The following is a 21,811-nucleotide window of genomic DNA, read 5'->3' on the forward strand; positions in this document are numbered from 1 at the left end:
GTGATATGTATATCCTGTAGCAGATTGCCTGTGTGCGTAAACGAAGTGGCTCAGCCGATCTCGATCAGCACTTCGCCGGGAGTGACGCGATCCCCTTTGGTGACATAAACCGCCTGGATCACACCGGCGATATTGGCGCTGATTTCAGTTTCCATTTTCATGGCTTCTGCCACCATAACTGCCTGACCGGCTTTGACGGTATCGCCTTCCTTGACCAGCACATCCACCACATTACCTGGCATGGTGGCCGTGACGTGACCGGGTTCCGTTGCGCGTTTACGGCCTTTGCTGGCACCGTCATCAACATATTCATTTAACGGTTCAAAGATCACCTCTTGTGGCACGCCGTCCATACTGAGATAGATCTTGCGCTTGCCAGCCCCAAAATCACCAACGCCGGTGACTGCGATATCGTAGCTTTCTCCGTGCACATCGATAACGAACTCAGTGGCCACACCCATTTTGCTTTTGCTGTCGACATCCGCCGCCAGCAGCGCTTCGGGCATCAATGTACCGGCAGCACGCTGCTGCAGGAATTCACGCCCCAGATCCGGGAACATGGCAAAGGTCAGTACGTCTTCGTCATTCAGGGCCAACTCGCCGATATCGGCTTTCAGGCGCGCCATTTCGGCATCCAGCAAATCCGCCGGACGGGTTTCAATAATACCTTCCGTACCAATCGCTTGCTGTTGCAGCTCGGCGTTCACGGCCGCCGGTGCCTTGCCGTATCCCCCTTGCAGGTAACGTTTGACTTCGTTGGTGATGGTTTTGTAACGCTCCCCTGCCAACACGTTGTATACCGCCTGGGTGCCGACAATCTGAGAAGTCGGCGTCACCAGAGGAGGGAAGCCGAGGTCTTCACGTACCCGTGGAATTTCTGCAAATACATCGCGAATCCGGTCGAGGGCATTCTGTTCTTTCAACTGGTTGGCGAGGTTGGACATCATGCCCCCGGGCACCTGGTTGATTTGCACCGAGACATCTTCACGGGTGAACTCAGATTCAAACTGGTGGTATTTTTTGCGCACATCACGGAAGTAATCGGCGATCTCGCCCAGCCCTTCCAGATCCAGCCCGGTATCGTATTCGGTGCCTTTCAGCGCGGCCACCTGTGATTCACAGGCCGGATGGCTGGTACCACTGGCAAAGGAAGAAATCGCGGTATCTATCCGGTCGACACCGGCTTCAATCGCTTTCATCTGACACAGCGGCGCCAGACCGGAAGTGCTGTGGCTGTGGATCACAATATCTACGTCCACTGCTTCTTTCAGCGCCTTGACCAGGTCATAAGTGCCATACGGTGTCAGCAGACCGGCCATGTCTTTAATGGCAACGGAGTCGGCTCCCATATTGACCAGATCCTTGGCTTGCTGCACAAACAGATCCAGCGTGTGTACCGGACTGGTGGTGTAACAGATAGTGCCCTGGGCGTGTTTGCCTGCGGCCTTGACCGCTTTCATCGCGGTTTCGAGGTTGCGCAGGTCGTTCAAGGCATCAAAAACCCGGAACACATCCATGCCGTTTGCTGCCGCTTTATGGACAAATGCCTCAACCACATCATCGGCGTAATGGCGGTAGCCGAGCAGGTTCTGGCCTCGCAGCAGCATTTGCAAACGGCTGTTGGGTAACGCCGCCCGCAGTTGGCGCAAGCGTTCCCAGGGGTCTTCTTTCAGAAAACGGACGCAAGCATCAAACGTTGCCCCACCCCATACTTCCAGCGACCAGAATCCGGCTTGATCCATTTTTTCACAGATCGGCAGCATGTCTTCGGTACGCAGGCGGGTAGCAATCAGCGACTGGTGAGCATCACGCAGCGTGACGTCGGTTACCTGTACTGGCTTCTTGGTCATGTTCAATCTCCTCGATTAGGCGGCCATATGGGCTGCGATGGCCGCGGCCAGCGCCAGGGCAATTTCACTGGGGTCTCGTTTTTCTGAGTAGTTCATCAGCTCAGGATGGCTGGGTACAAAACTGGTATCAAACACCGCTTTTTCAAAATCTGGATGAGCCAGAATCTGCTGGTAATAAGGTGCTGTGGTTTTGACTCCGCGCAAACGCATATCATCGATGGCCCGTTTACCCCGGGCGATCACTTCTTCCCAGGTCAAGGCCCAGCAAATCAGCTTCAGACACATGGAATCGTAATGAGGCGGAATGTCGTAACCGGTGTAAATCGCTGTATCTACCCGAACCCCCGGGCCACCTGGCGCGTAGTAATGGGTGATATGACCGAAGCTGGGCAAAAAGTCGTTTTTGGGGTCTTCGGCATTGATACGGAACTGCAAGGCAAAGCCGCGATAACTGATGTCTTGCTGACGATAACTGAGCGGTAAACCCGCAGCGATACGCAGCTGTTCGCGCACAATATCGACGCCGGTAATCTGCTCGGTAATGGTGTGCTCTACCTGAACCCGCGTGTTCATTTCCATGAAATACACCTTGTTGCCGGTCAGCAGAAACTCAACCGTACCGGCATTTTCATAGCCCACCGCAGCGGCGGCCTTGACGGCAAGAGTGCCCACATACTCACGCTGCTCCGGCGTGAGTTGTGGGCTGGGTGCAATCTCAATCAGTTTCTGGTTGCGACGCTGGATCGAACAGTCGCGTTCGTACAGATGTATGACATTTCCCTGGCTGTCGGCCAGAATCTGTACTTCGATATGGCGGGGATTAACGATGCACTTTTCCAGAAATACATCAGCAGAACCAAAGGCCTTGGTCGCTTCGGATATGACTCGGGGGTACTGCTGGCGTAATTCTTCCGGGCTGTCGCAGCGGCGAATCCCCCGACCACCACCACCGGAAGTGGCCTTGATCATCACTGGGTAGCCGACCTCTTCTGCCAGCGTTAACGCTTCGCTAATGTCTGCCAGGTTACCGTCGGAACCGGGCGTAACCGGCACACCCGCCGCCCGCATCGAATCACGGGCCTGGGTTTTGTCACCCATACCATGAATCACCGCCGATTTGGGGCCAATAAAGGTAACGCCTTTTGCTTCACAAAGGCGGGCAAATTCCGCGTTTTCAGACAAAAAACCGTAACCGGGATGGATGGCATCACAACCGGTCGAGACTGCCAGATTCACTAGTCGCAGAGGGTCCAGATAACCCGCTAACGGATCGTCCCCTAAAGAGTAGGCTTCGTCCGCTCGTTTGACATGCAGGCCATAACGATCGGGTTCGGTGTAGATGGCAACCGAGCGAATTCCCATTTCGGCGCAAGCGCGCACAATACGCACTGCAATTTCGCCACGGTTGGCGATCAGTACCTTCTTCAACATGAGTCAAGCCTCGAACATGGTTGATGGGTTCACCCTACGACACTCGTATATCAATCCAAAATTGATATTATTTTAGTCAGCCATAAGCTTTACCTTATAGACAAGCTGCAACTATGGACTCAACAAAACCCGGCAGAACCAGTTCTGTTCAACGATGGTGTCAGCCTCTTCTCTATAGCCGTTACCCTGATGACTGATGACCACCGATTGCCCAACAACAGCCACATCACCATGACAGGGCAACCGGCCAGCAGCTTGACCTGACGCAATCAGCCCCGGTCTTGACGTCATAACGGCCTGAATATGAACAAATACATCCACTCATTCAGGCCGGTTCAGGTCATCACCGGAGGTGAGACAGAGAGGAGCAAGAGCTAAAAAGCGGAGACAGAACCAACCGCAGAACGGACAGGTCGCCGCCCTGATTCCGTGCAACTGCATCATAAGCGGGCCATGGTTCAGTTATGACATCGGTAAATTATATTTATGCAAAGTGCTTTCGTAATGGCTAAAAGACATCTCGAAAAATAAAGAAACTGACTATTAAAAAAACAATAAAGCCAGCATTTAAAAACGGAAAACCGGTCAACTATTGATTAATAAAATCAGAAACCACCGCCTATAATAATCACCAACAATGGCACCAAAAACAGCAATACCGAAAGAACCAGCAACAAGAACAATGGCCGCCAGCTTTCACCAAGCAGATTCACGAACTGGATTTTTGCACCCAGGCCAACCATCGCCGTTACCAAAAAAACAGTGGATAATTCTTCTGCCAACCATTTGACCTGATCACCAATAAGCCCCAGTGCATTAAGCGTTACAATAGCAGCAAATGCGTATAGGAAACCGGGCAAGCCATTACCATGATCGCTGTTTGATTTCTGCCAAATGGCAATAATCGCAATCACCGGCACCAGCGCCGCAACACGCAACATCTTGGTATAAATGGCAACATCACCCACCGTATCGGAAATGGCGTAACCAGCCCCGGCTACCTGGGCGACATCATGAATGGATATACCGATCAAGACACCGGCACTTTGAGCGTTAATACCCAGCACATCCACCAGAAATGGATAACTGATCATGGCAATACTGCCGATTCCGGTGACGCTGGCAGCAATATAAGGAAGAATCCGGGACGTCCCCTGACGAGCACTCAATACTGCCGCCACTGCCATCGCAGCTGACGCGCCGCAAATAGCCACCGCTGCGCCACCAATCAGCCAGCACTCCGTCGGTAGCCGTAACCAGCGACCAATCACCCAGGCCAACAGAATTGTCAGCGGAACACTCAGACTCACCAACAATACCGGGGTCCAGCCAAGCGCCAGCACCTGATGCAAATCCAGTCGCACTCCCAGCAATACCACCCCCAGTTTCAGAATATTCTGCCGACTGAATTCTATGCCACTGTAGAGTGGAAATTCCCGCGCTGGAGCACCAATAACATAGCCAAGAAAAAGCGCCAGAATCAGTGATGGCACACCCCAAAAAGGCGATGAAAAAACAGCTGCCATACCCAGAGCCAGACAGAGAGCAAAACCAGGAATAATCGAGCCTTGTGAGCTGAGCAGGGTATAAAGTCGGAAACCCACGGAGTGATCCTTAAACAGTGATTTGAGATCCGGTTATTGCAGATATTGTGCCACCCGAAAACATCACCCAATCCGCGCTCCAGCAGCGATATAAACAAGAAAGAAAAAGCCTCAAACAGCGTAAAAAAACGCTGCAAAAAAGAGCAACAACAGTCTGTTTATATTCCAGGCACGGTTAATGCTTCAGTTAATATTCAAACGTATCCGCGGTTCCCTGAACTCATCAACGTACTGGAATATTTTATGCCCGTTACACTACGCCAACTGGAAATTTTTTCGTCGGTCGTCAAAAACGGAAGCTTCAGCGACGCGGCAAAAGAACTCAATCTGTCGCAACCGGCGGTCAGCATGTCGGTCTCGCAACTCGAAAATATTCTGGGAGAGCGGGTCTTTGATCGCGTCGATCGTACTCTGTTACTCAATGATCGAGGCCGGGCCATATTACCCCTGGCGGTTGAGCTGTGCTCCCGCGCCAGTGAAATAGAAACCGGCCCCAATACGCACCTGACACAACAGGTTGGCTCATTAAAAATAGGAGCCAGCTCGACTATTGGCAATTATTTATTACCGGTCATATTGGGAGGGTTTATCAAGCAACATACAAAAGTCAATATTCGCCTGAATTCAAGTAATACGGAACAGGCACTGGAAGATTTATCTTCTTTTAAAATTGATATTGCTTTTATTGAAGGCATCAGTGTCGCTCCGGAATTACAGGCATTTCCCTGGCGACAGGATAATCTGGTTATTGTGGCACATCCGAATCATTCACTAGCAAAACATCCACCGTCCAATGTCCATGATTTACTTGACAAGCCTGACTGGATATTACGTGAATCCGGTTCCGGTACCCGTACCATATTCGAGAATTCATTACGTGATCATTTACATGAATTAAAAGTCTATCTTGAATTAGGGCATACCGAAGCGATTAAAACAGCAGTCGCCAGTGGATTGGGCGTCAGTTGCCTGTCGATTACCGCCGTCAAGGCCATGATCGATCACGGTGATCTGGCAGCGGTGGCAGTACCTTTTCTGGATTTGAAACGAAACCTGTATATCGTGGTGCACAAAGACAAATATCGTAGCCGTTTAATGAATGCGTTTTTGCGCTTCTGCGAAGACTGGTCCGCCAATACGGCATAACCCTTTCCGGCAACCCTTTCCCGCCATCACGGCTGACTCAAGTCAGCCCATCCCGGCGCCCGGCCAATCAGCAAAAACTCAGCCGCTGCCGGCATAAGATTGTTACTGTCTCCTACTGTCTCCTACTGTCTCCTACTGTCTGTCTCCAGGCACCCATGCTCAGCACAGGCGGTGTCTGGCAACGCCTGATGCAGAAAGTGCCCGGCCCAGAATCAATCAGAAATACTCTCCGACCAGCTGGCCAACAGAGCAATCCTGAAAACCGGCCCGTTGGGTCTGGTAATCCACCAGATCACGAATCGCCAGCGTCTTCAGGCCAAATTCTTTAGCCAGTTGCCGCAGGTCACTCTGCCCTGCCATACCACCGTCGTAGTTCATGATTTCGCAGATCACAGCACCTGGCGTCAGACCAGCCAGCTGGGCCAGTTCAACCGAGGCTTCGGTATGACCGGAGCGCTCCAGTACACCACCAGCCCGGGCGCTCAATACCGGCAAATGCCCAGGTGCAATCAGATCACCCGCCTGACTCGCCGGGTCCAGGGCAACTCGTACAGCCTCCGCCCGGTCTGGTGCGGAAATCCCTGTCGTTACACCAACTCTGGCATCCACTGGCATACAAAACGGGGTGGCATGAGCCGTCTGGTTTGCTTCTGGAGCCACCAGCAGAGAAAGCCCCAGTGTCTGGGTACGGGATTCTGGCAGCGCTAAACAGATCAGGCCACGTCCATGAATCGCCATAAAATTAATGGCTTCCGGGGTAGCGTGTTCTGCAGCCACACACAGGTCACCTTCGTTTTCGCGGTCTTCATCATCGGTCAGAATAATGATGTTACCGGCCGCCAATTCCGACAGGGCGGCGCTTAACTTGATGGATGGCATATTGGACATACGTCCTCCTGATAGTCGACCGGCAAGGCCGGGGGTGCCCGGTCGGCCGTTTCAGTGTTCATTAATAGAAGCGACAGGCAGTACCCGCTGGCACGCCTGACGGTGGCAAACCGCTACGGTCAGGCCGGGCTGTCCAGTCCGGCGTAACGGCCTTGCCAATACAACAACGGCTGCACTTCCTCATTCACCGCCGCATAATCCAGCTGGGCTATGTAGATGGTGTGATCACCGGCTTCGTAGGTCTCGGTAATCACCGCTTCCATCACCGCTGCGCTGTCATTGAACACCAGTGCACCACCCGGACAACGCCGGGTGTCGAGATCATCAAAACGGCCCCGGTCGGCTGTTTTCCAGGCATATCGATTGGAAATTTCCTGCTGGCTCTCGCTCAACAGACTGACTCCCATACGCTCTGCCTTGCCCAGTAACTGGTCGGTATCACTGCCACGTTTGATACACACCAGCGCCAACGGCGGCTGTGCCGATACCGAGGTAAAGGACGTGGCCGTCATGGCGTGCAGCTGACCGTCGTTCTCCATGGTGATCACCGCCACGCCGGACGCCAGTTGCCGCATCGTGTTGCAAAAAAGCTCGTTGCTTATCATTGCCGTCGCCTCAGTTGGCCAAGAGGTTCTCGCGCAGCGTCGAACCCGTGTATTCGGTGCGGTAACGGCCACGTTTCTGCAGCTCAGGCACGACCATATCGACGAACTCTTCGAAGCAGCCCGGGGTGTAAGTGGCCGCCAACATAAAGCCATCAGCACCGCCTTCATCCATGAATTCTTCCATCTTGTCGGCGATGTCTGTGGGGGTCCCCACCAGAATCGGCATGCCCATGCCTTGTGCGTAATAAAGCGCCGCTTCTTTCACCGTTACCGGTGCGCCGCCCTTGGCGTAAATGATGGATTCAAACAGCCCCTGAATACCCGGGATCTCGATGTTCTGTACGTACTCATCAAGGTCGTAGGTCGAGAAGTCCGGGCCAAAGTGTCCAGACATCCAGGCCAATGCGCCTTCCAGCGGAATACAGGCCTTGATGCGTTCGTACTTGGCTTCGGCTTCTTCCCGTGTCTCGGCGACCACGGTTTGCAGTCCGTAAATCAGTTTGACGCTGCCAGGCGCACGGCCTGTCGCCGCCAAGCGGCTGTTCACGTCGTCGGCATACTCACGCATGCGATCAATATTGGGGTGAACGGCAAAAATAGCTTCCGCATGGCGGGCAGCAAAATCACGTCCTGTCGCCGATGAACCGGCCTGCCACAGTACCGGGCGGCCTTGTGGTGAACGGCAGACAAACGAACGGCCTTTCGACTTGAAAAACTCGCCGTCAAAGTCGATCTCGCGGACTTTGGTCGGGTCGACGTATACGCCGCTTTCCTTGTCGGCAACGATGGCATCCTCATCCCAGGAATCCCACAGTTCGTAACAAAGCTTCAGGTACTCTTCCATCCGTTCATAACGGCGTGAGCGATCGGTCATCGGCTCACCGTACGCATCCCATTCACATTTGGAGTAGGAGCTGACCACGTTCCAGGCCACCCGTCCGCTGGAGAGATGATCAAGGCTCGACAGACGGCGAACCATGGAATAAGGATGTTCAAATGCGGTCGAGAGCGTCACTCCCACACCCAGATGTTTGGTCGCGCCGGTGACGATTGGCACAATGGTTGATGGCTCGTGGGTCGGGCACTGGACGGCGTATTTCACACTCGCATCCGAACTCTGCTCGTAGTTGTTATAGGGCGCCAGCTCGTCTGCAATAAACATGGCATCAAACAGACCCCGCTCCATGGTGCGACCCATGTGTTGCCAGTACTCGGGCTTGCGCCAATCCCAGTTGACCTTGTCGCGGGAGTGTCGCCACATACCTGTTGCATGACTGTTGATGCCATGTTGTACAAAACCGAGCAGGTGTGCTTTTTTCTTGGACATTGTATTTCTCCACTAGCGCTTATTATGAAAAGTATTCAAGCCGTATAAAGAGAGTGAAACGGCTGCATAACCTGTCGAGCGAACTGATGACTGCCACCGACCATGTCTTCAAATTGACACATCAGCACATCCACCCCCGCATCGTTCAATTCACGGAGGCGGGCAGCGATGGTGTCGGTAGACCCCACCAGCCCAATGTCGAAACCACAATTGGAGTCGAGCATTTTTTCCTTGCTCAGTCCTTCCCAAGAGCTGGCACCGGACTCATCCATCGCCGTGCGCAGTTCATCAACCAGCGCGTCATCCCGCTGGCTCTGTAATGCCTGATAACGGGCTTGCGCCTCGTGATCGGTTGCTGCCATCAACACAAAGGCGCTGACAGCAATTTTCAGCGGTGTTGCCTCTGCGGCCTCGGTGCTGCGAATATTCGCAATGGTTTCCCGGAGTTCAGCAATCGGCATGCTGTTCAGGAAAATCGTCTCGCCGTACCGCCGGGCCATGGCCAGGGCAGTCTCGGACTGCCCTCCCACCCAGATCGGTGGCACCGGTTCGAGCTTGTCGACTGGCGGTGCGACTTCGGCACTGAAAAACTCCGCCGCCGCAGTTGCGGTTGTTACTCCCCAGAAACGCTGCAGGCTCTGGCAGTACTCATTCGCACGGCGATAGCGACCAGCATGGTCCAGGTAGTCCACACCGGCCTGTCGGAACTCTTCCGGCCACCAGCCACAGACGATATTGACGGAACAGCGCCCACGACTCATTTGCTGCAGACTGCGGGCCATTTGCGCCGCCACCAGTGGTGAGCAGAAGCCAGGCTTGCTGGCGACAACCAGTTCAATCCGTTGCGTCAAGGTGGCGATGCCAGCGGCAAATATCCATGGGTCAGCCACTTCTGCATCCTTGCCATAAACACAATTCAGCAGATTCTCCGAGCCGTACAGATAATCAAATCCGTCATGTTCCGCCTGAACGGCCAGGCGAGCACACTGCTCAAAGTCGGGTAACGGGCGATGGTTGAGTAATCGCAACCAACCGCCGTACACCGGCAACCACAGGCCAAACTTCATCACTACCCCTCAGCGTCGACAAAGAAAGCCACGCCATTCATGGTCGCGGTCACAATGGCAAGAAAAGGCCCGGCATAAATCATTTCAGGCACAAAACCGACCATGGCAATGATGCCGCTGGCGGCCAGGACAGCAGCCAGAATCGCCAGACCATAGTTGCTGTCCTGCTCTTCAGGGATGGCCGTCTCGGCGGTGGCGCGGTGATCTGCCACCGCCCCGGTAACGCCCTTGATATAGCCGGCCACAAAAATGGCCGTCGCTATCAGACACAGAAACAAAGTTACATAAAACAAGATCGACATAGCGGTTTCCTCAGTGGGGTCGTATCAGTTTGCGACGGGATGTCAGGCACGATTGGCGACTTCAACATTGTGATCCAGATCGGCCGTCATGCTCTCAAGCTCATCCATATCGAACTTGACGGGTTTCAGCAGCGCACCCAGTACCACCGTGATACCGCTGATAGAGAGAATCGACAGCGTACCGACCAGCTCGCCGTACATGCTGCGGATGGGCATACCAACCAGGATGGCGAGAATGACACCGGCCACAAAACCGAGGGTGTTGGTTCGCGACCAGAGAATGGCCAGTACCAGCGGAATCAGAATGGAGGTCTTCAATGCGTAGGTCGTCAGTACCAGCGAGGTGAAATCGACCCCGGAGAGCACGATCAGCGCCGCGACACTGCCGCCAACAAACATGGAAGCCTTAGTGATATAGAACAGGGTTTTTTCACCGGTATTGGGGGCAAAGCGTTTGACGATATCAATGGCAACAACAGATGACAGCGCTGCACTGGCACCATCAATGGTGGAGTAACAGGCCGCCAGGATCACCAGCGTATAAGCGATGATCAGCGTCATCGGCAGACCGATATGAGAGATGATATAAGGCCCAACAGCGACAATATCACCACCCAGTTCGGTGGCCGTCAGACCAAAACCAATACCGACCAGACCAAGCATGCCCAGACAGATAGGAATCGGGTAGAACAGCGCCCCGGCCCACAGGAACGTACGTGACACCTGATCCTTGCGTACCGACCAGACTTTCTGCCAGAAGGTTTGATCAGCAACAACCGAAGCCAGCAAGCCAAAGGCCAGCGTGATACCAAAGCCCGCCGCGGCAGCGGAGTCGGTGATCGACAGATTGATTTCATCCGCCTCGCCGACAGCGGCAAAGACCGTATCAACCCCACCAGGAATCAGATCAAAGACTGCCACAATCACCAGCGCCGCAGGCACTGTAATCATCCAGGTGTTGATCGTGCCCGTCATAACGGCTGTCCAGAGCCCGCCAAAGAATGAATACGCCATCACCACACAGACAGTGACAACCGTGGCCACGCGCCAGTCGATCGAAAACACCGTCGACATCACAACCGAGGTGCCTTTGAGGTTGATCAGGATCTCCAGCAAGATGCCAAAAATCATCGTCATGGTGACCACACTGGCAGCCGCCTGGGAACGACCAAAGCGGTTATAAGCAAACTGGCTGATGGTATAGCCGTCCGGCATCCGCTTGCGCAGAATACGCGCCAGAGGAATCATCACCATCAATGCCAGGCCGTTGGGAACCACAAACCAGAACAGCCCCGACAGGCCCCACTGGAACGTCATCGCTGAACTCATCATCACGGCCATGGCCCAGGTCCAGACCGAAATCACCGACCCAACGCCAAAGCCCAGGCCAATGCGGCGATTAGAGGAAATAAAATCATGTGTGTTTCTGATCAGCGTTCGCTTGATCAAGTAAGCAAGGGCCAGAAAGACCAGCCCCAGTCCGATCATAAGTGCAAAGCCAAGGCCCGGTGTGAGCCCTTCAGTTAGCTGTAGCGCCGACTTGTCCATACATAGGTTCCTCAAGTGGAGTTCGGGATACGCCCGAAGGCGCTCTGAGGGGGATAAAGCAACAGCTATGCCATGACTTCAAATGGCTTAAAAACGGCCCTTATTTCTGTTTTTTATATACTTATCACCATTATGAATATCAAATCCCGCCCTGCTTCCGTGCAGTTGCATCATAAAATAGCCATTGAAAACTTATCTTTTATATAAGTTTTCCTTATGGAAAGGCGGCTCTGCGGCCATTCAGGTCCCCTGGTACACCCCACTCATCGAAACGCTAAAACAGGCCGGATACCCGTCTTACAATCGGATTGTTGTGATCTAATCGAATCCTCTGTCTAGTTTTTATACCTATAAATTATTGATAATATTTAATTTTCGACCATAAAAAATTAATTTCTCAGTGATTTAATTTAATGTAATGTCAGTGTCCATTCTGCCAATCATCCACATGGGCCTCCGTTCATTGCCCCATCGGTGTATTTTTGCGGTATTGGGCCACCATCCGACGCAACAAAATCCCTGCTATCGCTCACGAACTTGAACGAATGTTCAATAATGGCGCACTCACCAACGGACTGATAACGGAGTCTGATAAACGACGCATTGGCCTCTGCCATGGCTGTTTATCTGAGGTCTGGCAGCGGCCGTTTTCCCTTTCCCGCAGTCGCTGAAGCGTCCCGACCAGAATGCTAAACACCCACGGCGCCGAAGCCCGCGATAACGCCAACAAACGATAATCAGCTCATTTCCAGACACTTGAACGAGCAACCTTAGATAACGCCGCGTTTTACCTTATAGTCGGCTTTTTTGTATTGAGTCTGGTATGCCAAATTCTGTTCAACAACTGATCAGTCGCCTGTCTTTCCGGCAGCTGCAAGTGTTCCGTGCCGTCTATCGCCACCGCAACTACAGCAAGGCCGGAGAACAACTGGGACTGACTCAACCCGCGGTCAGCTCACAGGTCAGGCAGCTGGAACTGGCGCTGAAACAACCGGTGTTCGAATACGTCGGCCGCAAACTGTTCTGCACCGCCGCCGGGGAGCAGTTGGCCTCCTGCATTGAAGTGATTTTTGAAGAGCTGGGCACCTTGCAGAACCAGCTGGTTATCATGGGTAACCAGGTGGCCGGGGATCTCAACATTGCCGCCGTGGATACCGCCCACTGCATACTGCCGTATCTGTTAAAGGATTTTATGCCACGCCACCCGCAGGTACAGGTGCACGCCCGGATGGTGACCCGTTCCGAGTCGTTACAGCGTCTGGCCGATTACACCGACCATCTGGTGATTATGGGCATGGCTCCAGTCGACAAAACCCTCGCCACCCTGCCATTTCTGGATAACGAGCTGATTCCACTGGTGGCCCCCGGCCATCCACTGCTGTCTCAGCCAGACGTGCGTGTGCAGGACTTTCTCGATCATGGACTGATTGTCGGGGAGCAGGAATCCGGCACCCACCAGGCTCTGACATGCTGGAGTCAACAATGCCGGATACCACTACAACCCGTGATGCAGATCGACTCCAACGAAGGCCTGAAACACGCCGTCATGGCCGGTCTCGGCGTCACCGTACTGCCGAAGCTGACGGTGCTGTCGGAACTGCATGATGGCAGCCTGCAACAGCTGCCACTCGACGGCTTTCCGCTGCGCCGCTCCTGGTGTCTGGTCTATCTCAGCGACAAGCAGCCCAACCCGGCCATGCGGGCATTTGTCGATTTTATTCAGGACAATATCCAGACGATCGAGCAACAGTTTGCCCGCCGCGCCGCGATGATCACGACCAGCCGCCAGCCAAGCAATGACGCTTAATCACGACTATCCTGTCATCACACCTTGTCACAACCGCCACCGCACAACAGGTATCACCCATGCCAGAATTAATGACTTCATACAGCCTGACGTTTCAGGCCCTGATGCTGATTTTTGCCACTCTACTGGTACAAAATCTGGTCGCCACCATGGCGCACCGCAAACAGGGGCGCTACACCCCCGGAATTGTTGACCCGCAGTTGAGCCATGGCTCGTTTGTGTTTCGCAGTCACCGCACCTTTATCAACTCACTGGAGAATCTGCCACTGCTGCTGGGGCCAGCCCTGATCGGCATATTGAGTGGCTTTGATGCCCTCAAACTGGGGGTCATGTGCTCCATTTATGCCGCCACCCGGCTGATTCACATGGGGCTGTATTACGCCATTGCCACCGAGCGAAACCCCAGTCCGCGCAGTTATTTTTATATGGTCGGTTTGCTGGTCAGCATCGTCCAGCTGGTGATGGTACTGATACACGTGCTACGTCTGCCCTGAGTAACCCCGGCAGCCGGGGTTATGACAACAGTGTGTACCACCGCCAGTGCTGTTGTCGTGCCGGAGAACCTGCCAGCATAACCGGCTGATAAAACATGAGGTTTGTATGTCGGTACTTGAATCGATTCCGTTGTCATTGCTGGAGCTGGCCACGGTGCCGCAAGGCGCTGATATTCCCCAGACGCTGCAGCATATGCTGGAGCATGCACGTCACGCCGACCAGCTGGGTTTCAAACGCCTGTGGCTGGCGGAGCATCACAATATGGCCGGTATTGCCAGTTCAGCCACTGCCGTGCTGGTTGGCCAGGTTGCCGCCCATACCCGACAGCTCAGAGTCGGTTCTGGCGGCATCATGCTACCCAACCATCCACCGCTGGTGATTGCCGAGCAGTTCGGCACCCTGGCATCGCTGTACCCGGATCGCATCGACCTCGGTTTGGGTCGGGCACCAGGTACCGACGCCATCACCAGCCGGGCATTACGTCGTGACGAGCGGCGAGCGGATCATTTCCCTGCCGAAGTCGCCGAGCTGCAACGACTGTTAGGTAAAAGCACTGGAGGCCACGCCGTCCATGCCTACCCCGGCAGAGATACCAGGGTACCGATCTGGCTGCTGGGATCCAGTTTGTTCAGCGCCCAGCTGGCCGCACAGCGAGGCTTGCCTTACGCCTTTGCTGCGCACTTTGCCCCACGCTATCTACACGAAGCGCTGGCCTTGTATCGGCGGGAGTTTCAACCATCAGAGCAACTGGCCAAACCGTACGCCATTGCCACGCTGCCGTTGATTGCCGCAGCAACCGACCAGCAGGCCCAGTATCTGGCCACCAGCAGTCAGCAACGGGTGATCGCCCTGATGACAGGACAACCCTTGTTTTTACCGCCACCCACCAGAAATATGGATGCCCTGTGGGATCTTCCGATGCAAGCGCAAGTGCAGTCTTTTCTGGCCATGGCTGTCGTCGGTGGGCCAGCAACACTGGCATTCAAACTGGCGTCGCTGGTACAGGAGCTGGAGGTGGATGAGTTGATGTTCACCAACGATATTTATGACCGCCAACAGCGGCTGGATGCACTGGATATTGTGATGGCAGCAACGCGAGGCTGATTGTAGTGGTCAACTAATCCCGCCCACGTATGTACTGCGTTAAAGGCAGCATCTTGGATGACTAACTAGGTGGTGAATCCTATGTGAGCTTGTCGTCTTGCAGTGTACCGCCAGTCAACATAGGCACTTGGCGAGGTTTAAAGGCTAAGGCGGACAATACCGCTAGAAGCATTCCCGTGAACTGCCAGTGCACCACAACAACCAATACAGAACGAATAACAAATGCACTCAATTATTTGGTTTTAACTCAAATAAGTTGAGAATAATCATAATCGTGATAGGGTAAGCAACAATGAAAAATCCCCAAGTTTATGGTTAAGAAAACACCGTGGAGAGAGCATGATCCGCTGCCACCTAGCCCGATTAATGGGTGAGAGAAAAATGCGCATTAGCGACGTGATGCGAGAAACCGGCCTAAGCCGTACCACCGTCACGCTACTTTATAAAGAAACAGCGCTCAAGGTGGACTTAGAAGCGCTCGATAAACTGTGTGAGTTATTTAACTGCCCTCTAAGCGATTTGCTTGAGCAGGTTCCGAATTAAAACAATTACAAGGAATGTTATGGCCTTCAATACCAAAAAATTTAATGAAGATAGCCGAGTAAAAATCCCTGCAATTCTTCATTTAATGCGTCTAGGTTATAAGTACCTGTCACTTAAAGGGCAAAGCTGGGATCTCGACACCAATATCTTCCCTGACGTATTCAAAACCGCTATCGGCAAAATTAACCCTGGTATTGAAGATGCTGAAGCCGGTCGTTTGCTGGAAGATGTCAAACTATTGCTTGATAACGAAGACTTGGGCAAAGCCTTTTTTGAGCGTCTGTCTGAGCGTTCAAATACCAAGCTGATCGACTTTGAAAACTTTAATAACAACACCTTCCATGTTGTTACCGAGCTAACGTGTCAAAACGGCGATGAAGAATTCCGCCCAGACATCACGCTGCTTATCAATGGCATGCCGCTGGTGTTTATTGAGGTGAAAAAGCCCAATAACCGCGAAGGCATTTTGGCTGAGCGTGACCGCATCAACAAACGCTTTCAAAACCCTAAGTTCAAGCGTTTTGCCAACATCACCCAGTTTATGATTTTCTCCAATAACATGGAGTACGACGACGGCGATCCAGAACCCGTCCAAGGCGCTTTCTATGCCAGTAGTTCTTACCATAAGCCGATATTTAACTATTTCCGCGAAGAAGAAATCTTAAACTTAACCGCCTTGTTGAAGCAGGTATCGGATGATGACGAGCTAAAAGTCTTAAAAGACAATAATCTGGAAGTGATCCGCAGCAACCCAGAGTTCCAGACCAATAAGCAACCCGAGCGCCCAACCAACCGCATTTGCACCTCTTTACTCAGTCGTGAGCGCTTAGCCTTTATTTTGCGTTACGCCTTGGCGTATGTGTCCGAGTCAGACGGGCTACAAAAACACATCATGCGTTACCCGCAGTTATTTGCCACCAAAGCCATTGAACGTAAACTCAGCGAAGGCGTTAAAAAAGGCATCATTTGGCACACCCAAGGCAGTGGTAAAACGGCCCTAACGTTTTATAACGTGCGCTTTTTAACTGATTACTTCCAAACGCAACAGGTCATTCCAAAGTTTTACTTTATTGTTGATCGCCTAGACCTACTGCAACAAGCGCAACGCGAATTTACCGCCCGTGGTTTAACCGTACACACCATCAACTCACGGGATGCCTTTACCCGTGACATCAAAGCCACACAGGTGATCCATAACTATTCTGGCAAGCCAGAAATCACCGTGGTGAATATTCAAAAGTTTAAAGATGACCCAGATGTGGTCAGCACCAAAGACTACAACATTGCGATCCAGCGCGTGTATTTTTTAGACGAAGTACACCGCAGCTATAACCCCAAAGGCAGTTTCTTAGCAAACTTAAGCCAGTCAGACAGCAACGCCATCAAAATTGGCCTAACTGGCACGCCACTATTGGGGGATGACTACAATTCACGCGCCTTGTTTGGCGACTACATTCATAAGTACTACTACAACGCGTCCATTGCCGACGGTTACACTTTGCGCTTAATCCGTGAAGAGATCAGCACTCAATACAAAATCGAATTGCAAAAAGCACTTGAAGAAGCCGAAGTCAAAATGGGCGATGTAGATCGTAAACTGATTTACGCCCACCCAAGCTTTGTTGAGCCCATGCTGAATTACATCGTGACCGACTTTGAAAAAAGCCGTGGCGCATTAAACGATACAACCATTGGTGGCATGGTCATTTGCGATAGTTCAGAGCAAGCCAAGCAGATGTTTGAAATTTTCAACGGTGTTTATGCTCAACCCATTAGCTCTCCTTATGAGCTGAAGGATTCCGCACAAGCTCTTATTAAGGTAGCAAAGCCTTACAGCTATGCAGCCAAAGCGAAGCAGGACAACAAAGTAAAAAGTGCCGCCCTGATCCTTCACGACATCGGCACCAAGGAAGAGCGTAAAAACTGGGTAGAAGACTTCAAGGCTGGAAAAATTGACTTTTTGTTTGTGTACAACATGCTACTCACCGGTTTTGACGCCAAACGCCTGAAAAAGCTTTACCTTGGCCGGGTGATCCGCAAGCACAATTTGCTGCAAGCGCTCACCCGAGTGAACCGCACTTACAAAGACTTCCGTTACGGTTATGTGGTCGATTTTGCCGATATCCGTAAAGAGTTTGATGCCACTAACAAAGCCTATTTCGATGAATTGCAGTCGGAACTCGGCGATGAGATGGAGCACTACTCACACCTATTTAAATCTCAAGAAGAAATCAAACAAGAAATCGATCATATCAAAGACGTGCTGTTCCGTTTTGATACCGACAACATGGAAGAGTTCTGCAACCAGATCAGCCAAATACAAGACCGCGATACTGTACTAGCACTCAAAAAAGCCTTAGGTGATGCTCGCAGCTTGTATAACTTGATCCGCTTGCAAGGTGAGTATGACTTTCTCGATGAACTGGATTTTGCCAAGCTCAATGTGCTTTACCGCGAAACCAGTAATCACTTGGATTTACTCAATCTTAAAAACGACTTAGAAAGCGGCGAAGATACCAGTAACCTGCTCAACCGCGCCTTAGAGGACGTGATCTTCAAGTTTGTAAAAATCGGTGAAGAAGAGCTAGTTCTGGCCGACAAGCTAAAAAACACCCTGCGTCAAACCCGCGAAGCACTGGCCAGCAATTTTGACCAGCAAGACCCGCAGTTTATCAGCTTAAAAGAAGAGCTAGAGCGCCTGTTTAAGAAGAAAAACCTCAGCGAAGTGACTCAAGATGAAATGGTTGCCAACATCGACGCGCTGAATAAAATTCACGACCGCGTCAAAGAGCTTAACCGCCAAAACAACCAATTAAGGCAAAAGTACCTCGGCGATGCCAAATACACCCGTATTCACAAGCGCTTGCAGGAGCGTCAGCAAAGCCAAAGCGATATCAGCGAGTCAGAGCGTAAAATTTTTGAAGCATTGGCAGGCGTAAAACAAGATGCCGACGAGCAAGTGCTCAACAACAGCCAAGTATTGGATAACGAAAGTTATTTTGAGCGCCAAATGATGCCGCTGGTGATTGGCCGCTTTATGAAAGAACAAAACATCAAACTCAACGCCGACGCCTCACGTTACATCAATCACCTGGTCGTCGCGGAATATTTAAAAGAATTTAATACTGGCAGCCAAGCGTGGTAACACCGGTAACACTTATTAGGAAGTAAAAAAACAAAATGGTTGAATTAGAATTTCAGCAAAAAACCAAAGAATTAATCGATAGTTTAAAAAGCATCTGTGCCAACTATGGTTTAGGTAACGACGGTAATGAATTTAAAATCATTACCCAAACCTTTTTGTACAAGTTTTTAAACGACAAGTTCGCCTTTGAAGCGAAAAAGCTCGACGACACCATCGCTAAGGCCGATAAATGGGAAGAAGCCCTCGCAGCCATGAGCGAAGACGACCTCGAGATGCTGCAACTCCAAATGGGCGGCGACACCGCACAGCTAAAACCGCAGCACTTTATCAGCTACCTGTTTAGCCAACAAAACGCGCCGGACTTTGCCAAACTGTTTGATGACACCTTAATCGATATTGCGATTACCAATAACGATGTGTTTGCAGTAAAAACCGATGGTGGCGCAAAAGTGGTGCTGTTCGACCGCATCAGCGAATACATTGCTGACGACTCTAAACGCGATGCCTTCTGCCGCGCCATTATCAATAAACTGGTCGAGTTCAGTTTTGAGCGAATTTTCACGCAAAAATTCGACTTCTACGCCACCATCTTTGAATACCTAATCAAGGACTACAACAGCAATTCAGGTGGTAAATACGCCGAGTATTTTACCCCCCATGCGGTCGCGCGCATTATGGCGGAAATTTTAGTACCTAAAGATCAGCGCGGCACCGTGCGTAACGTGGCTTGTTACGACCCATCGGCAGGTTCGGGTACTTTATTAATGAACGTGGCGCACGCCATTGGTGAAAACCGCTGTAGCATTTACACCCAGGATATTTCGCAAAAATCCTCTAACCTGCTGCGTTTAAACCTGATCTTAAATAATCTGGTGCACTCGATCCCAAATGTAATCCAGGGTAATACAATTCAGCACCCTTACCATAAGGACGGCAAAGAACTAAAACGCTTTGACTATATTGTCTCAAACCCGCCATTTAAGCTCGATTTCAGCGACTTTAGGGATGAGCTGGACAGCAAAGAAAACAAAGACCGCTTCTTTGCTGGTATTCCCAAAGCGCCAGCTAAAGCAAAAGATAAAATGGCGATCTACTCGCTATTTTTACAACACATCATTGCCTCACTTAAACCAAACGGCAAAGCAGCCGTCGTGGTGCCAACGGGATTTATTACCGCACAATCGGGTATTGATAAAAAAATCCGTGAGCACTTGGTAAAACACAAAATGCTCGCGGGTGTGGTTTCCATGCCATCCAATATCTTCGCCACTACCGGCACTAACGTATCTATTTTGTTTATTGATGCCAGTAATGATGGTGATGTGGTACTGTTAGATGCCTCAAACTTGGGCGAAAAAGTCAAAGACGGTAAAAACCAAAAAACCGTGCTAACGCCAGCAGAAGAACAACAGATTATTGATGTGTTTAACGCCAAAGAAGCGGTGGAAGATTTTTCTGTTGCGGTAAGTTACAGCGACATCGAAGCCAAAAACTACTCATTAAGTGCAGGCCAATACTTTGATGTCAAAATCGAATATGTGGATATTACCCCAGAGCAATTTGCGGAAAAGATGCAGGGTTTTAGCAGCAATTTAGATAGTTTGTTTGACCAATCTCGTGAATTGGAAGCTGACATTAAAAAGCAGTTAGCGGGGTTGAAATATGAGTAACACACTTAACGGAGAGCTTGGAAGTTTAGTTCAATCCGGTGGTGGTAAAATTCATACTGGCCCGTTTGGTAGCCAACTTCATGCCTCGGATTACGTAGCGGAAGGTATACCCTGCATAATGCCCGCAAACATGAAGAATAGCCGAGTCGATCTTTCGAATATCGCATATATAACGGTCGGCGATGCGCAAAGGCTTTCAAAGTACATCGTTAAAGAAAACGATATTGTTTACAGTCGAAGAGGTGATGTCACACAGAAAGCTTTAATTCGTAAGAACGAGGAAGGTTACTTTTGTGGCACAGGTTGTTTATTAATTCGTCCTGGCAAAAAATTTGATGCCAGATTCTTAACCTATTATCTCAGCATTCCCAAAATACAAAGTTGGATTGTCAGCCAAGCTGTTGGTGCGACAATGCCAAATTTGAACACCGGAATATTATCCAGCATACCCTTTCATGGGCCAGAGAAGCTGGAACAGGAAAGAGTTGCAAATGTACTTTCAGCTATTGAGGGAAAAATCGAACTCAATAACCGCATCAACGCCGAGCTGGAAGCTATGGCCAAAACCCTGTACGACTACTGGTTTGTGCAGTTCGACTTCCCCGACGACTCACCACAAGGCCAAGGCAAACCCTACAAAACCTCCGGCGGCAAAATGGTCTACAACCCAACCCTAAAGCGGGAAATACCGGAGGGATGGGAAGATACGCCTTTATCTTCAATTACTGGTGTAAGCAACGACTCTATTAACCCCGCAGACTACCCCGAAAAACTATTTAAGCATTTCAGTATCCCCGTATTTGATGCAACAAATACTTTCGGTGTTGAGCGGGGAGATACTATTGGAAGCAACAAATTTACTGTTGAAGAGACCGACTTGCTCGTATCAAAACTAAACCCTTGGTTTAACAGGGTTGTGTATGCAATGGTAGAGCCTGAACAGATTTGCTCAACTGAGTTTGTTGTTTGGCGCTGTCCTAACACCTCTATCAAGAACTTTATGTATATGATCGCGACATCCCCGCAATTTATTGCTCATTGCACACAGTCGGCTACAGGCACGTCAAATAGTCATAAGCGTGTAAATCCAAACGTGATGATGCGATTTGATCAACCATTTAACTTGAAAGTCGCTGAAAAACTCGGACAACATTTAGAGCCAATATTAAAGCAACTGATTGTAAATCAGCGAGAAAATACAAAGCTAGCTTCGCTACGAGACTGGCTTCTCCCCATGCTAATGAACGGCCAAGTAACAGTAAAATAAGGAATACTGGCG

At 51.1% G+C, this 21,811-nt stretch carries 17 protein-coding genes; 8 read left to right on the top strand and 9 right to left on the bottom strand.

The window, feature by feature from the left end; translation table 11 throughout:
* Window positions 1-50 precede the first annotated feature (50 nt).
* From oadA to Q8W24_RS04685, 3 genes are all read right to left on the bottom strand, one after another.
* The gene (gene oadA / locus Q8W24_RS04675) at window positions 51-1,850 is read right to left on the bottom strand and encodes a sodium-extruding oxaloacetate decarboxylase subunit alpha (RefSeq protein WP_305414362.1); all 1,800 of its coding nucleotides are present in this window, start codon (window positions 1,848-1,850) and stop codon (window positions 51-53) included.
* Window positions 1,851-1,865: 15 nt separating this feature from the next.
* On the bottom strand, window positions 1,866-3,281 hold the full coding sequence (locus Q8W24_RS04680) for an acetyl-CoA carboxylase biotin carboxylase subunit (protein ID WP_305414364.1): 1,416 nt from the start codon (window positions 3,279-3,281) through the stop codon (window positions 1,866-1,868).
* A gap of 605 nt (window positions 3,282-3,886) precedes the next feature.
* Window positions 3,887-4,885 carry a YeiH family protein gene (locus Q8W24_RS04685; RefSeq protein ID WP_305474548.1) on the bottom strand — a complete coding sequence of 333 codons (999 nt, stop codon included), beginning with the start codon at window positions 4,883-4,885 and terminating at the stop codon, window positions 3,887-3,889.
* A 243-nt stretch (window positions 4,886-5,128) separates the two neighbouring features.
* Between Q8W24_RS04685 and Q8W24_RS04690 the strand changes: the two genes are divergently transcribed.
* Window positions 5,129-6,031, top strand: a complete 903-nt coding sequence (locus Q8W24_RS04690; RefSeq protein ID WP_303432793.1) for a LysR substrate-binding domain-containing protein — start codon at window positions 5,129-5,131, stop codon at window positions 6,029-6,031.
* Between the two features lie 216 nt (window positions 6,032-6,247).
* Here Q8W24_RS04690 and ribB read toward each other — a convergent pair whose 3' ends face one another.
* The 6 genes from ribB to Q8W24_RS04720 form a co-directional block, all read right to left on the bottom strand.
* A complete protein-coding gene (gene ribB / locus Q8W24_RS04695) occupies window positions 6,248-6,919 on the bottom strand; it encodes a 3,4-dihydroxy-2-butanone-4-phosphate synthase (protein ID WP_305414366.1) in 672 nt (223 codons plus the stop codon).
* A 119-nt stretch (window positions 6,920-7,038) separates the two neighbouring features.
* The gene (locus Q8W24_RS04700) at window positions 7,039-7,524 is read right to left on the bottom strand and encodes a flavin reductase family protein (protein ID WP_303432791.1); all 486 of its coding nucleotides are present in this window, start codon (window positions 7,522-7,524) and stop codon (window positions 7,039-7,041) included.
* Between the two features lie 10 nt (window positions 7,525-7,534).
* A complete protein-coding gene (locus tag Q8W24_RS04705; protein ID WP_303432790.1) occupies window positions 7,535-8,851 on the bottom strand; it encodes an LLM class flavin-dependent oxidoreductase in 1,317 nt (438 codons plus the stop codon).
* A gap of 35 nt (window positions 8,852-8,886) precedes the next feature.
* The gene (locus tag Q8W24_RS04710; protein WP_305452469.1) at window positions 8,887-9,918 is read right to left on the bottom strand and encodes an LLM class flavin-dependent oxidoreductase; all 1,032 of its coding nucleotides are present in this window, start codon (window positions 9,916-9,918) and stop codon (window positions 8,887-8,889) included.
* Between the two features lie 2 nt (window positions 9,919-9,920).
* On the bottom strand, window positions 9,921-10,220 hold the full coding sequence (locus Q8W24_RS04715; protein WP_303432788.1) for a hypothetical protein: 300 nt from the start codon (window positions 10,218-10,220) through the stop codon (window positions 9,921-9,923).
* A 42-nt stretch (window positions 10,221-10,262) separates the two neighbouring features.
* Window positions 10,263-11,768 (bottom strand): hypothetical protein, encoded by a 1,506-nt coding sequence (locus Q8W24_RS04720; RefSeq protein ID WP_303432787.1) that lies wholly within the window; start codon window positions 11,766-11,768, stop codon window positions 10,263-10,265.
* 823 nt (window positions 11,769-12,591) lie between these two features.
* Here Q8W24_RS04720 and Q8W24_RS04725 point away from each other — a divergent pair.
* The 7 genes from Q8W24_RS04725 (at window position 12,592) to Q8W24_RS04755 (ending at window position 21,799) form a co-directional block, all read left to right on the top strand.
* Window positions 12,592-13,575 (top strand): LysR family transcriptional regulator, encoded by a 984-nt coding sequence (locus Q8W24_RS04725; protein WP_305414369.1) that lies wholly within the window; start codon window positions 12,592-12,594, stop codon window positions 13,573-13,575.
* 59 nt (window positions 13,576-13,634) lie between these two features.
* Entirely contained in the window at window positions 13,635-14,069 is a 435-nt protein-coding gene (locus tag Q8W24_RS04730) for an MAPEG family protein (RefSeq protein ID WP_305414370.1), read from the top strand.
* Between the two features lie 106 nt (window positions 14,070-14,175).
* Entirely contained in the window at window positions 14,176-15,174 is a 999-nt protein-coding gene (locus Q8W24_RS04735; protein ID WP_305474551.1) for an LLM class flavin-dependent oxidoreductase, read from the top strand.
* Window positions 15,175-15,513: 339 nt separating this feature from the next.
* A complete protein-coding gene (locus Q8W24_RS04740; protein WP_033539344.1) occupies window positions 15,514-15,717 on the top strand; it encodes a helix-turn-helix transcriptional regulator in 204 nt (67 codons plus the stop codon).
* A 19-nt stretch (window positions 15,718-15,736) separates the two neighbouring features.
* Window positions 15,737-18,862, top strand: a complete 3,126-nt coding sequence (locus tag Q8W24_RS04745) for a type I restriction endonuclease subunit R (RefSeq protein ID WP_305474560.1) — start codon at window positions 15,737-15,739, stop codon at window positions 18,860-18,862.
* Window positions 18,863-18,897: 35 nt separating this feature from the next.
* Window positions 18,898-20,532, top strand: a complete 1,635-nt coding sequence (locus tag Q8W24_RS04750; protein WP_305474562.1) for a class I SAM-dependent DNA methyltransferase — start codon at window positions 18,898-18,900, stop codon at window positions 20,530-20,532.
* Window positions 20,525-21,799: a restriction endonuclease subunit S gene (locus Q8W24_RS04755; RefSeq protein ID WP_305474564.1), complete on the top strand. Its 1,275-nt coding sequence runs from the start codon at window positions 20,525-20,527 to the stop codon at window positions 21,797-21,799. The genes Q8W24_RS04750 and Q8W24_RS04755 overlap by 8 nt, the downstream gene beginning before the upstream one ends.
* The last annotated feature ends 12 nt before the right edge of the window (window positions 21,800-21,811 follow it).

This window comes from Oceanobacter sp. 4_MG-2023, from assembly GCF_030689165.1.
Lineage (GTDB): Bacteria > Pseudomonadota > Gammaproteobacteria > Pseudomonadales > Oceanobacteraceae > Oceanobacter.